Annotated in this window: 14 protein-coding genes; 7 read left to right on the top strand and 7 right to left on the bottom strand. The window is 68.0% G+C overall.

Annotated elements, in window-relative coordinates:
* Positions 1 to 42: 42 nt before the first annotated feature.
* The 4 genes from OG452_RS14855 (at position 43) to OG452_RS14840 (ending at position 1,759) form a co-directional block, all read left to right on the top strand.
* A complete protein-coding gene (locus OG452_RS14855) occupies positions 43 to 222 on the top strand; it encodes a hypothetical protein (RefSeq protein WP_327296072.1) in 180 nt (59 codons plus the stop codon).
* A 125-nt stretch (positions 223 to 347) separates the two neighbouring features.
* Complete coding sequence (locus OG452_RS14850; protein WP_266854666.1) at positions 348 to 746, top strand: BlaI/MecI/CopY family transcriptional regulator; 399 nt, start codon at positions 348 to 350, stop codon at positions 744 to 746.
* A 10-nt stretch (positions 747 to 756) separates the two neighbouring features.
* Entirely contained in the window at positions 757 to 1,278 is a 522-nt protein-coding gene (locus OG452_RS14845; RefSeq protein WP_327296071.1) for an amino-acid N-acetyltransferase, read from the top strand.
* A 145-nt stretch (positions 1,279 to 1,423) separates the two neighbouring features.
* Positions 1,424 to 1,759, top strand: coding sequence for a histone-like nucleoid-structuring protein Lsr2 (locus tag OG452_RS14840; protein WP_327296070.1), 336 nt, complete (start codon positions 1,424 to 1,426; stop codon positions 1,757 to 1,759).
* Here OG452_RS14840 and OG452_RS14835 read toward each other — a convergent pair.
* Positions 1,738 to 2,406: an SCO3374 family protein gene (locus OG452_RS14835; RefSeq protein ID WP_327296069.1), complete on the bottom strand. Its 669-nt coding sequence runs from the start codon at positions 2,404 to 2,406 to the stop codon at positions 1,738 to 1,740. The genes OG452_RS14840 and OG452_RS14835 overlap by 22 nt on opposite strands.
* A gap of 429 nt (positions 2,407 to 2,835) precedes the next feature.
* Here OG452_RS14835 and OG452_RS14830 point away from each other — a divergent pair, with 429 nt between their 5' ends.
* Positions 2,836 to 5,361: an ATP-dependent Clp protease ATP-binding subunit gene (locus tag OG452_RS14830; protein ID WP_327299637.1), complete on the top strand. Its 2,526-nt coding sequence runs from the start codon at positions 2,836 to 2,838 to the stop codon at positions 5,359 to 5,361.
* A 123-nt stretch (positions 5,362 to 5,484) separates the two neighbouring features.
* On the opposite strand, the gene OG452_RS14825 is transcribed toward OG452_RS14830, so the two are convergent.
* Positions 5,485 to 6,333, bottom strand: a complete 849-nt coding sequence (locus OG452_RS14825) for an alpha/beta fold hydrolase (protein ID WP_327296068.1) — start codon at positions 6,331 to 6,333, stop codon at positions 5,485 to 5,487.
* 506 nt (positions 6,334 to 6,839) lie between these two features.
* Between OG452_RS14825 and OG452_RS14820 the strand changes: the two genes are divergently transcribed.
* Positions 6,840 to 7,532 (top strand): M23 family metallopeptidase, encoded by a 693-nt coding sequence (locus tag OG452_RS14820; protein ID WP_327296067.1) that lies wholly within the window; start codon positions 6,840 to 6,842, stop codon positions 7,530 to 7,532.
* Here the strand turns inward: OG452_RS14820 and OG452_RS14815 are convergent.
* On the bottom strand, positions 7,522 to 8,121 hold the full coding sequence (locus tag OG452_RS14815; protein WP_327296066.1) for a TetR/AcrR family transcriptional regulator: 600 nt from the start codon (positions 8,119 to 8,121) through the stop codon (positions 7,522 to 7,524). The genes OG452_RS14820 and OG452_RS14815 overlap by 11 nt on opposite strands.
* A 130-nt stretch (positions 8,122 to 8,251) precedes the next feature.
* On the opposite strand from OG452_RS14815, the gene OG452_RS14810 reads away from it, so the two are divergent.
* Positions 8,252 to 9,802 (top strand): MDR family MFS transporter, encoded by a 1,551-nt coding sequence (locus tag OG452_RS14810; protein WP_327296065.1) that lies wholly within the window; start codon positions 8,252 to 8,254, stop codon positions 9,800 to 9,802.
* A 94-nt stretch (positions 9,803 to 9,896) separates the two neighbouring features.
* On the opposite strand, the gene cseC is transcribed toward OG452_RS14810, so the two are convergent.
* From cseC to OG452_RS14790, 4 genes are all read right to left on the bottom strand, one after another.
* Positions 9,897 to 11,210: a two-component system sensor histidine kinase CseC gene (gene cseC, locus OG452_RS14805; RefSeq protein ID WP_327296064.1), complete on the bottom strand. Its 1,314-nt coding sequence runs from the start codon at positions 11,208 to 11,210 to the stop codon at positions 9,897 to 9,899.
* A 112-nt stretch (positions 11,211 to 11,322) separates the two neighbouring features.
* The gene (gene cseB / locus OG452_RS14800) at positions 11,323 to 12,021 is read right to left on the bottom strand and encodes a two-component system response regulator CseB (RefSeq protein ID WP_327296063.1); all 699 of its coding nucleotides are present in this window, start codon (positions 12,019 to 12,021) and stop codon (positions 11,323 to 11,325) included.
* Positions 12,022 to 12,033: 12 nt separating this feature from the next.
* Positions 12,034 to 12,786 carry a hypothetical protein gene (locus OG452_RS14795; protein WP_327296062.1) on the bottom strand — a complete coding sequence of 251 codons (753 nt, stop codon included), beginning with the start codon at positions 12,784 to 12,786 and terminating at the stop codon, positions 12,034 to 12,036.
* Positions 12,774 to 13,325, bottom strand: a complete 552-nt coding sequence (locus OG452_RS14790) for a SigE family RNA polymerase sigma factor (protein WP_266854649.1) — start codon at positions 13,323 to 13,325, stop codon at positions 12,774 to 12,776. The genes OG452_RS14795 and OG452_RS14790 overlap by 13 nt, the downstream gene beginning before the upstream one ends.
* Between the last annotated feature and the right edge of the window lie 143 nt (positions 13,326 to 13,468).

Below are 13,468 nucleotides of genomic sequence, written 5' to 3'. Positions count from 1 at the left end.
CCCGCCGGGAATTGCGGGACAGCCCTTAGCTACTCTGTCCGTATGGACTACGTTTCCGCGCTTGTGCCCCCCGTGGTGATGGCCGTGTTCTTCACCATCCTCGTGAGAACGATCGTGAAGAGCCAGGGCGGCCCGAACAAGACCAAGGAAGACGCGGCCGTGGACGCGGCGGTGGCCCGCGCCGAGGCCGCAGTCCAGCCGACGGGTGGCAGCACGGCCTGACCGTTCTGTGCTCGTCCGCGCTCGGAGGGTGTACGGCATTTCATGCCGTACACCCTTTTCTGTGTTTTCTGAGGTTTCTGCGCAAATAACCAGCTATTCGTGACATCTCGCACTATGGTGCAGATGTGCCCCGTCAATTGGGAGAGCTGGAAGACGCCGTGATGTCACGGGTCTGGGAGTGGAACCGTCCGGTCACTGTCAGGGAAGTCCTGGAAGACCTCGAACGCGACCGGACCATCGCCTACACCACCGTGATGACCGTATTGGACAATCTCCATCAGAAGGGCTGGGTGCGCCGGGAAGTGGACGGCCGCGCCTATAGATATACGGCGGTCTCCACCCGCGCCGCCTACTCGGCCGCACTGATGAACGAAGCCTGGTCCACGAGTGACAACTCCGCGGCCGCGCTTGTCGCCTTCTTCGGCATGATGTCCTCCGAGCAGCGCGATGCACTCCGTGATGCTTTGCGCATCGTTCAGGGGGATGCGGACCGCGATGACCGTGAGGGAGACGCAGGGCGATAACGTCTTGCGCATGCCAGGTACGCGAGCAAAAGCCCTCACCGTCCGCAGAGCCAGGACCAGCGATGTGCCGGCGGTGCGCGGACTCCTGGATGCGTACGTGCGCGAGCGGATCCTGCTCGACAAAGCGACGGTGACGCTTTACGAGTCCATCCAGGAGTTCTGGGTCGCGGAACGCGACGACGACGCGAAGGTTGTCGGCTGCGGCGCGCTCCATGTGATGTGGGAAGACCTCGCAGAAGTACGCACTCTCGCAGTGGACCGCGAGTTCAAGGGCGCCGGAGTGGGCCACCAGGTCCTCGACAAGCTGTTGCAGACGGCGCGGTGGATCGGGGTGCGCCGGGTATTCTGCCTCACCTTCGAAGTCGACTTCTTCGCGAAGCACGGCTTCACCGAGATCGGTGAGACTCCTGTCGACGGAGATGTCTACAGCGAGCTGCTGCGTTCCTATGACGAGGGAGTAGCCGAGTTCCTCGGTCTCGAACGGGTGAAGCCGAACACCTTGGGCAACAGCCGGATGCTTCTGCACCTGTGAGGGGCACTTCTGATCGGAACCCTATGTCCGAATCGCGCATGTTTCCCGTGTTCTTGCACTCCTGAACCTCTGCCGGGGGTTTGTGTTTTCCAGGGAAAAGCGGTTTCCTTTCCGCGTACTGAATTTTTCGATGAAAGGAAATCCAGTGGCACAGAAGGTTCAGGTCCTTCTTGTCGATGACCTCGACGGCGGCGAGGCGGACGAGACCGTGACGTTCGCTCTGGATGGCAAGACTTACGAGATCGACCTCACCACCGCGAACGCGGACAAGCTCCGCACGCTGCTTGAGCCGTACGCCAAGGGCGGCCGGCGTACCGGTGGCCGTGGCGCGGCCGGCCGTGGCAAGGCCCGTATCGCCGTCGGCGGCAACAAGGACACCGCCGAGATCCGTAAGTGGGCCAAGGAGAACGGTTACAACGTGAATGACCGCGGCCGTGTGCCCGCGGACATCCGTGAGGCCTACGAGAAGGCCAACGGCTGATTCCCGGGAGGTCCGGGGTTCGCACCCCGGACAACCGCAGTCCGGGCTCCGGGGGGCTCCCCCCGGAAAGCCGCAGCGATACGCACCATCCGGGCCCGGTGGCATTCCGTCGCCGCCGCCTCCACGAGCCGAACCAGGTCGGGCCCGCCGCCACGCTTCCCGAACCGGCTGAACACGGGAAGAGCGGGCTCCATGTCGCGCCCAGGCCCCGGGGGCCGCAACCAGCGCGCGGCCCCCTGCGCGCCGCGCAGTCCTGGCGGCACGGGAGCCCCGATCAGCCCGCCCGCGCCGACGGCGGTCAGATCCAGTGCGATCCCGCCCCACTCCAGCCAGTCGAGCAGCCCCGGCAGCTCGTCGGCGCTGCCCGCCGCCACCAGCAGCCGCACCCGGGAGCCGTCCAGTGCCACCGGTCCCGTGACGGGCGTCCTGCGCAGCAGCGCGAACCCGGCGTCTGACGGCAGGTCGAGTACGTCGAAACGCAGTCCGGTCAGCAACCGGACCGGCGGCCCCGCCAGCGTGGCCCAGCCGAGCCGGGACTCGTACCAGCGCAGGATGCTGTCGGTGCCGGTACTTCCGTTGGTGGCGCTTCCGGTGCCGGCGCGAGTGCTGTCGGCCGGTTCGCGGGGGGACGGAACGGTGCAGGCCATGACTGAGCAACTCCCGCGGTGCGCCGTAGTTACGGAGCGCCCCCGTTTGATTGCTTTCCGTTGATGAACCAAAGGGGTGCGGACGGGTTCATGGGCACCCGTATGTTCGCCCGTAGCTGAGGGGAACCGTCGCACGCCGCATTGACTGTCAGTGTCTGCGGGTAAGACATACCTAGTGGGGAGGGGCGACACGCGGTTCAGGCGGTCTCACGTTCGCCATCGGCGTACTGGGGACAGGGGTATCTGCCTGGCCTGCGGGAACATCGTCTCGCACCATCGGGTTGGAGCAGTTGTCGGCTGTTCGGGCCGGAGGCCATGGACGGGTGTCGGCAGTTGGAATGAGCTGTCCCGCCCCGCGGGACTAGCATGCGGAAGGACTGGGAGGGGACCGACCCCTCGCTGCCCGACCGCTCTGAGGAGCGATTAACGATGTTCGAGAGGTTCACCGACCGCGCGCGGCGGGTTGTCGTCCTGGCTCAGGAAGAAGCCCGGATGCTCAACCACAACTACATCGGCACCGAGCACATCCTCCTGGGCCTTATCCACGAGGGTGAGGGTGTCGCCGCTAAGGCCCTGGAGAGCCTCGGGATTTCGCTCGAGGCGGTCCGCCAGCAGGTGGAGGAGATCATCGGCCAGGGGCAGCAGGCCCCGTCCGGCCACATCCCCTTCACCCCTCGTGCCAAGAAGGTCCTGGAGCTGTCGCTCCGGGAGGCTCTTCAGCTCGGCCACAACTACATCGGTACGGAGCACATCCTGCTCGGCCTGATCCGCGAGGGCGAGGGCGTCGCCGCCCAGGTCCTCGTGAAGCTGGGCGCCGATCTGAACCGGGTACGGCAGCAGGTCATCCAGCTGCTCTCCGGTTACCAGGGCAAGGAGACCGCCGCCGCAGGCGGTCCCGCCGAGGGCACGCCCTCGACCTCGCTCGTCCTGGACCAGTTCGGCCGCAACCTCACCCAGGCCGCCCGCGAATCCAAGCTCGACCCGGTCATCGGGCGCGAGAAGGAGATCGAGCGGGTCATGCAGGTGCTGTCCCGCCGCACCAAGAACAACCCGGTCCTCATCGGCGAGCCCGGCGTCGGAAAGACGGCGGTCGTCGAAGGACTGGCGCAGGCCATCGTCAAGGGCGAGGTGCCCGAGACCCTCAAGGACAAGCACCTCTACACCCTCGACCTCGGCGCGCTCGTCGCCGGTTCCCGCTACCGCGGTGACTTCGAGGAGCGGCTGAAGAAGGTCCTCAAGGAGATCCGCACCCGCGGCGACATCATCCTGTTCATCGACGAGCTCCACACCCTGGTGGGTGCGGGCGCCGCCGAGGGCGCGATCGACGCGGCTTCGATCCTGAAGCCGATGCTCGCCCGTGGAGAGCTCCAGACCATCGGTGCCACCACGCTCGACGAGTACCGCAAGCACCTGGAGAAGGACGCGGCCCTTGAGCGCCGCTTCCAGCCGATCCAGGTGGCGGAGCCCTCCCTCCCGCACACCATCGAGATCCTCAAGGGACTCCGGGACCGCTACGAGGCCCACCACCGTGTCTCCATCACGGACGAGGCCCTGGTCCAGGCGGCCACCCTGGCGGACCGGTACATCTCGGACCGCTTCCTGCCGGACAAGGCGATCGACCTGATCGACGAGGCCGGCTCCCGGATGCGCATCCGCCGGATGACCGCGCCGCCGGACCTCCGCGAGTTCGACGAGAAGATCGCGAACGTCCGCCGCGACAAGGAGTCGGCCATCGACTCCCAGGACTTCGAGAAGGCAGCTTCGCTCCGCGACAAGGAGAAGCAGCTGCTGGCCGCGAAGACCAAGCGGGAGAAGGAGTGGAAGGCCGGCGACATGGACGTCGTCGCCGAGGTCGACGGCGAGCTGATCGCCGAGGTCCTGGCCACGGCCACCGGCATCCCGGTCTTCAAGCTCACCGAGGAGGAGTCCTCGCGGCTGCTGCGCATGGAGGACGAGCTCCACAAGCGCGTCATCGGGCAGAAGGACGCCATCAAGGCCCTGTCGCAGGCGATCCGCCGTACGCGGGCCGGCCTCAAGGACCCGAAGCGCCCAGGTGGCTCGTTCATCTTCGCCGGCCCGTCCGGTGTCGGTAAGACCGAGCTCTCCAAGACGCTCGCCGAATTCCTCTTCGGCGACGAGGACGCACTGATCTCCCTCGACATGTCGGAGTTCAGCGAGAAGCACACGGTTTCCCGTCTCTTCGGTTCTCCCCCCGGATACGTGGGCTACGAAGAGGGCGGCCAGCTCACCGAGAAGGTGCGCAGGAAGCCGTTCTCGGTCGTTCTCTTCGACGAGGTCGAGAAGGCCCATCCCGATATCTTCAATTCCCTGCTCCAGATTCTGGAAGACGGCCGGCTGACCGACTCCCAGGGCCGGGTCGTGGACTTCAAGAACACGGTCATCATCATGACGACCAACCTCGGGACCCGGGACATCTCCAAGGGCTTCAACCTGGGCTTCGCGGCCCAGGGCGACGTCAAGACCGGATACGACCGGATGAAGGCCAAGGTCAACGAGGAGCTGAAGCAGCACTTCCGCCCCGAGTTCCTGAACCGTGTCGACGACACGGTGGTCTTCCACCAGCTGACCGAGGAAGACATCATCCAGATCGTCGACCTCATGATCGAGAAGGTCGACGAGCGGCTGCGCGACCGGGACATGGGCCTGGAGCTCAGCCCGGACGCCAAGGCGCTCCTCGCCAAGCACGGGTACGACCCGGTCATGGGCGCGCGTCCGCTGCGGCGCACGATCCAGCGGGAGATCGAGGACATCCTCTCCGAGAAGATCCTCTTCGGTGAGCTGCGCCCCGGTCACATCGTGGTCGTCGGTGTCGAGGGTGAGGGTGACGAGAAGAAGTTCACCTTCCGCGGCGAGGAGAAGTCGGCTCTGCCCGACGCCCCGCCGATCGAGCAGGCGGCCGGTGGCTCCGGCCCGAACATGACGAAGGACGTCTGACGCTGATGCGTTGAGCGGCCCGAGCAGTGAAAGGGCGGCCCCGGAACCGGTCATCGGTTCCGGGACCGCCCTTTCCGCGTCACCGGCGGCCCCGCCCTTGTCCAAGCCCTCGCCGTCCGCGGCTCACGCCTTCATGAACTCCCGCAGATCCGCGGTGAGCCGGTCCGCGTGAGTGGCGTACAGGCCGTGCCCGGCGTTCTCGTACATCCGCAGCTCGCACTCCGGGATCAGCGCCGCCGAGCGGCGCCCGGTGAGGCCGATGGGCGTCGAGGCGTCGTGCGTTCCGTGGACCACCAGTGCCGGGACGTCGGTCGCGGACATCTCCGGGGCGAGGTCCAGCGTGACGACGAGGTCGCATACCGCAGCCGTGGCACGCAGGGTCGCTCCGGCGCAGCGGGCCGCCAGATGGTTCATGTACGCGTCGGAGAGCCGGTTCTCCGGACGCTGGTTCTCGGCGAGCTGCAGAGCGAAGAAGGCGTTCATCCCGTCCGCGATGAACGCGTAGCGGTCCCGGCGGATGGCCTCGTTGCCTCTCTCCACTGCTGCCGGGTCCAGCCCGCCGGGATGGTTCGCGGTACGCACGAGCCCCGGCGCCAGTCCCGCCACCAGCGCCAGCCGTGCCACCCGCCCGCTGCCGTGCCGGGTCAGATACCGGATGGCCTCGGCCGCGCCGAGCGAGTGCCCGACGAGAGTGACGTCGGTCAGACCGAGATGGTCCAGGAGCGACCCGGCGTCGTCGGCGAGCGTGTCGAGATCGAACCCGCCCCACACGTCGTCGGACCGGCCGTGTCCGCGCCGGTCGAGACCGACGCAGCGGTAGCCGTCAGCGGCCAGCGGGAGCATCTGGCGTTCCCACATCTCCGTACCGAAGTACGCGCTGTTGATGAAGACGACCGTCCGGCCCGTCGCACGGTCCCCGTAGTCGATGTAGTGGAGCCGGGTGCCATCGGTGGCGGTGGTGAAGTACGGCATCGGGTGCCTCCCCTGTCGGTCCGGCCTGGCGGTCCGGGCTGCGGTGCTTGCGCCATGAGCCTGCCGGAGGCGCCGACGCGGGTCGATTACGCCGGAGGTAATGGCGCCGGGACCGGCCGCCGAAGGTCCCGAAACGGACAGGCGTCGGTCCCTCGCCGGTGACATGGGCCACAGGGGCGTTCTGGCCTACTAGCAGATATAGGGGATGCGGCGCCGACGGCCGCCGGGCCTTTTGGACCGGGCCGCCCGGGACTTTCGGCCCTCGGTGCGTACGGCCTGCGCGGGGCCGATCTCTGCCCGGGTGAACTGGGCCTAAACATCTCCGTACGGATCGATACCCGTGGACATGCGCGTGTCCGGCTGCTTGATCCGAAGGGACTTCTCTCGCACTTCCCCTACGACGTAATGTCGTAGATGGGCGTTTTGGGTGCTACGCGGAATGGGTTACCAATGAGTGGTCCGCCCGACCTGCCTGGTTGGGTCCACTTACGTACGGAGTCCCACGTATGCAGAAGCACACCACGTCCCACGTGTCCCGCCGGTCCCCGCTTCGCACCCGCGCTGCGGTCGTAGCCGCCGGGCTCGGAGTGTCGGTCGCGCTGGGAGCCGGGGTCGCGGTCGCTGCCGACGCACACCCGGCCACCGCCGCCGCAGGCACCCCGAACGTCGCGACCGCCCTCGCCCACCAGGCCAGTGCCCAGGCGAAGGCCGCGGAGCACACCGCCAAGACGGCGAAGGCCACCAAGGCCGAGAAGGCCGCCCAGGCGAAGAAGGCCGCCAACGCGTGGATCTCGCCCGTCGCGCACCCCGTGATCGGTGAGCCCTTCGGCGAGGCCGGCCACATGTGGTCCCACAAGCACTCGGGCCAGGACTTCGTCGTCCCGACCGGCACGCCCGTCATGGCCGCGCACAGCGGCACCGTCGTGAAGGCCGGCCCCAACGGCGGCGGCGACGGCCCGGCGTACGGCAACGCGATCGAGATCAAGCACAGCGACAACACGTACTCGCAGTACGCGCACCTGTCGGAGATCGACGTCCACATAGGCCAGACCGTGAAGACCGGTGAGGTCATCGCCAAGTCCGGTGCGACCGGCAACGTGACCGGCCCGCACCTGCACTTCGAGGTCCGCACGGGCCCGAACTACGGCTCGGGCTTCAACCCGATGCCGTTCCTGAAGGCCCACGGCGTCAAGTTCTGACCTGCCCGGCCGGAGCCTGACCCCCCACGGCCGCATCCAGATGGGCCTGGGTCATGAGTTCGATGGCGACTTCGAGGACAGCCTTGCGCTTCTCCTCGGGGTCGCCTTCGGCGTCCCGCAGCGCGAACGACCCCGCGTGCATGGTGAACAGCGCGCTGAAGCAGCGGACCTGGTCGGTCAGTGACGCGTCGGGCGCTCTGACCAGGTCGAGCAGGACCAGCATCCGGTCCTTGAAGTTCTCGCCGACGCTCAGCTCCCGTACCGTCCCCTGGTTCTCCTGCATGAAGCGGAAGAGCGGGGCCGCGCCACTGAGCGCTTCGCTGTAGCGGCGCAGGACCTCCTTCTTCGTCTCCAGGCTGCGGGGCTGGCTCTGGCCCCACGCGATGACCTCGTCGATGGGTGTCGCGAGGTCATGGAAGAGACTGATGAGGATGTCTTCCTTGGTCTTGAAGTGGTAGTACAGCGCCGCCTTGGTGACATCGAGCTTCTCGGCGATCTCCCGGAGCGAGGTCTTCTCGTATCCCTGCTCGACGAAGAGCTCCAGCGCGACATCCTGGATCCGCTGGCGGGTGTTTCCTCTGCTGCCCATGGTGCTCTCCCGCGATACTTACTTGACGCCCGGCTAGTACAAGGCTACCTTCTCCCGGTGTAATCAAACTAGCCGGGCGGCAAGTAAGTTTCAGACCGTGCCCGGCAGGTTCAGGGGAGTGGTGGGGTACGTGTCGGAAACCGCAGAACTGGCGAGATCGGAAGCGGAGGGCAGAACCGGGCCCCAGCCGCGCAGCGTCCGGGTGGTGCTGTTCGCGCTGATGATCGCGATGCTGCTCGCGATGCTCGACAACATGATCGTGAACACCGCTATGCCGACCATCGTCGGCGAGCTGGGCGGACTGGCACACCTGTCCTGGGTGGTGACCGCGTACACGCTGGCGACGGCGGCTTCCACGCCCATCTGGGGCAAGGTCGGTGACATGTACGGGCGCAAGGGCGCCTTCCTCGCCTCCATCGTGATCTTCCTGGTCGGCTCCGCGCTGAGCGGTATGGCGCAGGACATGAGCCAGCTCATCGGTTTCCGGGCGATCCAGGGCCTCGGCGCCGGCGGCCTGATGGTCGGCGTCATGGCGATCATCGGCGATCTGATTCCGCCGCGTGAGCGCGGCAAGTACCAGGGCATGATGGCCGGCGTCATGGCGGTCGCGATGATCGGCGGGCCGCTCGTCGGCGGCGCGATCACCGACCACCTCGGCTGGCGCTGGACCTTCTACATCAACCTGCCGCTGGGCGCGGTCGCGCTCGCCATGGTCACGACCGTGCTGCACCTGCCCAAGAAGCGGTCCCGGGGGCGGATCGACTATCTCGGTACGGCGCTGCTCACCATCGGCATCGTCTCGATCGTGCTGGTCACCACCTGGGGCGGTACGCAGTACGCCTGGGGCTCGGCCATCGTCATGGAGCTCATCTTCATCGGCGTCGCCGCGCTGATCGGCTTCGTGTTCTGGGAGACCAAGGCCGCCGAACCGATCGTGCCGCTGCACATCTTCCGCAGCCGCAACTTCACGCTGATGTCGGTCATCGGCTTCCTGACCGGTTTCGTGATGTTCGGCGCGATGCTCTTCCTGCCGCTGTTCCAGCAGTCGGTTCAGGGCGCGTCCGCGACCAACTCCGGTCTGCTGCTGATGCCCATGCTGCTGGCGATGATGGCCGTCTCGCTCATCGCCGGCCGGGTCACCACCAACACCGGCAAGTACAAGGTCTTCCCGATCGCGGGCGGCGCCCTGATGGTTGTCGGGCTGTACCTGCTGTCCACGATGGACGTCCACACCACCCGGCTGACGACCGGTGTCTACATGGCCGTGGTCGGCGCCGGTATGGGCTTCCTGATGCAGATCACCATGCTGGTCGCGCAGAACAGCGTGGAGATGAAGGACATGGGCGTCGCCTCGTCCTCGACCACCCTCTTCCGTACGCTCGGCTCCTCCTTCGGCGTCTCGATCATGGGCGCGCTCTTCACCAGCAAGGTGCAGGACGAGATGACCGCGCGGATGGGCAAGGGCGCCTCGCTCCCCTCGGCGCAGCTGGACGCGGCGAGCCTGGCGAAGCTGCCGGAGAAGGCCCGGGACGCGTACCAGTACGCGGTCGCAGCGGGTACTCACGGCGGATTCCTGCTGGGCGCCGTCGCCGGACTCGCGGTCGTCGTGGCCGCCGTCTTCGTCAAGGAAGTGGCCCTGCGCGGCGGTCCGGCCGAGCCCGCTCCGGTGCAGGAGCCGTAGGACCGGCCCGGCGTACGAGTGGCCCCGGATGCGCGATGCGTCCGGGGCCCACGACGTACACCTGTGTCTACCGGCCGCAGCCGCCGTTACGGGGTTACGAGGGCCGGGTCAGGGCGCGGAAGCTGCCGGTGACGGTCGGCGCGTGTTCCGGGAGCCAGAGCACCGCGATGGCGCCGCCCGTCTCCTTCGCCCCCTCGGGTGCGGCGTTGCGGAACGTCAGCCGCGCCCCGAGCACCTTGGCCTGCCCGGCCGCGATCGTCAGCCCCAGACCGTGGCCGACGCCCGCCCGGTCGCTGCTGCCCGTACGGAAGCGGCTCGGCCCCTCCCGCAGCAGCGTGTCGGGGAACCCGGGCCCGTGGTCGCGCACCCGCACCACCCGGCCCTCGACCGTGACCTCCACGGGCGTCCCGCCGTGCTTGGCCGCGTTGCCGAGGAGATTGCCGAGGATCCGTTCCAGACGCCGGGGATCGGTGTTGACCCACGATTCGTGCACCACCCGGACCTGCGCCTCCGGCGCCATGATCAGCACCCGGCGGCTGACGAACTCGCCCAGCGCGATCTCCTGGAGTTCGGCCCGCTCGGACGCGCTGTCCAGCCTGGCCACCTCCAGTACGTCCTCGACCAGGGTCCGCAGCGCCTGCGCCCGGTTGCGTACCAGCTCGGTCGGCCGACCGGGCGGCAGCAGCTCCGCGGCCGTCAGCAGCCCGGTCACCGGCGTACGCAGCTCGTGCGCGATATCGGCGGTGACCCGGCGCTCGGCCTCCACCCGCTCCTGCAGGGTGTCGGTCATCGCGTCCACGGCGCGGGCCAGCTCGTCCGTCTCGTCCCGTACGAAACCGCCGATGGCGGCCCGCACCCGGACGTCCGTGCCGCCCTGCGCCACCTTGGTCGCGGCCGCTGCCGCCTTGCGCAGCCGCCGCGAGAGCTGGCCGCCGATCAGTACGCCCAGCGCGCTGCCTCCGAGCACCACCGAGACCGAGCCGATGATCAGCGCCCGGTCGAGGTCCTGCAGTACGGAGGCGCTGCTGCTGTAACGGCTGTGCAGCGAGAGCACGTCGCCGTCGGAGAGCGGGGCGGCCGCCCAGACGTCGGGGATCCCGTTGGCGTGCTCGACGACCAGGGTGGAGATCCGGTTCTCGGCCGCCCGGCGGCGCAGCTCCCTGGGCAGGCTGGGGTCGTTGACCTTGGAACCGAGCTGCGGCTGCTGCTGCTGTTGCTTCTTGGACTCGACGAGCCGCAGGGCGAACTGCAGCCGGACGACCTGGGTGTCCCGTGCGTTGTCGAGCATGGAGACACGGGCCGCGTTGTGGACGACGAGGCTGAGCGCGACAGCGATGAGCGCGCCGACCCCGGCGATGGCGATGCTGATCTTCCACCGGACGCCGGTGCGCAGGGCGAGGTGCTTCATGTCGGCGTTCCTGTTCGACGCTGGCCGGCCACGGGGCTTTTCCGGCCGGGGGTCCGGGGGTCGGCCCCCGGGAGACGCAGCCACCGGACGCCGGTGCGCAGGGCGAGGTGCTTCATGCCTTCAGCTTGTATCCGAAACCGCGGACCGTTTCGATCCTGTCCTGTCCGATCTTTGTCCGCAGCCGCTGCACATGGACGTCCACGACCCGGGTGTCACCGCCCCAGCCGTAGTCCCAGACCCGCTCGAGCAGAGTGTCGCGGGAGAGCACCGTGCCCGGCGCCGACGAGAACTCCAGCAGCAGCCGCATCTCGGTCGGGGTCAGCGCCACATGGGTGCCGCCCTTGCGCACCTCCATGCCCTCCGTGTCGACCTCGATGTCACCGAAGGCCAGCACACCGCGCTCGTCCGGCTCGTCGCCACTGTCCGTACCGGCGCCGCTCGCATGTCCGAACCTGCGGAGAACGGCCCGGATACGGGCCACCAGGACCGCACCGTCGAACGGCTTCGTCACGTAGTCGTCGGCTCCGGCCTCCAGCCCCAGTACCACATCGATCGAGTCGGCGCGGGCCGACAGCATGATCACCGGGACGGTCGACTGGTCACGGATCCGGCGGCACAGGGAGACCCCGTCAAGCCCCGGCAGCATGACGTCGAGCAGGGCGATGTCGGGCTGGTTGGTCCGGAACGCGTCGAGCCCGGAGAGCCCGTCCGGCATCGCGGTGACACGGAAACCGTCCCGTTCCAGCGCGAGCTGTGTCGCCTCGCGGATCACGTCGTCGTCCTCGACGAAGAGGACATGGGTCTCGGCCATCCCGCTGCTTTCTCAGTTGCCGGTGGGGCTGCTGGTGGCGGGGTCCCCGCCGGTGTCCCCGTCAGTGTCCCCGTCCCCGACCGCCCGGCTGAAGTCGGTGTGCACGGCGTCGGTCTGCGCGAACTTGTTGTTCGTCCAGTGGTAAGTGATGACGTCCTCGCTCGACGCGTACGACATCGAGTCGCCCTTCGCGTACTGCTGCTTCGTCACGACGAGATCGCCCCGGTCGATCTCGGAGTAGACGGGCGCGGCCTCCGAAGTGAAGACGTTCTTGTACGAGCCGCCCTTCGCGCGGTAGACGTACGTGGCGACCCCCACCGCGCTGCGGCACGTCATCACGTTCACCACGACATCGGCGACGTCACCGTTGGTCAGCCGCGCGTACGAGACGTCCACTGGGTAGTCGCTGCCCGAGCACGGCTTCAGGTCGCGCTTGACCGCCGAGCTGACCTTCGGGTCCTGCTTCAGGAGCGCCACCGGGTTCACCCGCTCGCCCGGCTTGGTGGCGGCCGCCGATCCCGGATCCTTCGTGGGCTCGACCGCGGGGACCGAATGGGCCGCCCCCTCGTCGCGTGTCCCCGTACCGCCCGAGTCGCAGCCCGCCACGAACAGGCCGACGACGGCGAGCCCGGCCACCGCCGTGATGCCCGCCGCCAGAGTGCCCCTTCTGGTTCTGTCCGCACTCGGCCCGGCCACCGGGCCCGGGCGGTCACCGTCCCCGGGGCCGCACGGACCGTCCTCCGGGTCCTCTGTCAGGCCGCGCACCGCTCCCGCCCCATCTCTTGTTCCCCACGGATCAGCGCACGCGCGTCGATGTCGCGGCTCTCCAGCTCCTGCCGGAGCCGCGCAAGGGCCCTGTGCAGTGTGCTCTTCACCGTACCGGCCGACATGCCGAGTGCGGCAGCCGTCTCCTCGGTGCTCATCTGCTCCCAGTGTCGCAGGACGACCACACTGCGCTGCTTGGGAGCGAGCACCTTCAGGATGTCCATCAGCAGCGCCCGGTCGGCGTGCTGCTCCGTGCCGTCCTCGACGCTCGCGTCGGGCAGCTGCTCGGTGGGGACCTCCTCCAGCCGGCGGGCGCGCCACCACTCCGTACGAGTGTTGATCATGACGCGGCGGAGGTAGGCGTCGGCCAGCGACTTGTCGGCGATGCCCTCCCAGCGGCGGTAGGTGCGTGCCAGGGCGGTCTGCAGCAGGTCCTGGGCGTCGACGGGGTCGGGCACCAGCCGGCGGGCGCTCCGCAGCAGGGCGTCCTGCCTGGTGCGTACGTACTCCTCGAATTCGAGCACCTCACCGTGCGCCATACCCAACCGCCTCCGTCGTTCCCCGTGTTCAAACTTCTCTGTGGTCTGTCCACGAAGCTACGGAGGCGTTGTCACGGAGCTGTGCGTACCAGCCGTCGGCAGACGCACGGCTGCCCATCGATTGTGTAACGGCAATGAGGTTT

The organism is Streptomyces sp. NBC_01197, from assembly GCF_036010505.1.
In the GTDB taxonomy this organism is placed as follows: Bacteria; Actinomycetota; Actinomycetes; order Streptomycetales; family Streptomycetaceae; genus Streptomyces.
Note: the sequence above shows the minus strand (reverse complement) of the source record. Positions and strands in the feature narration are given on the sequence as shown.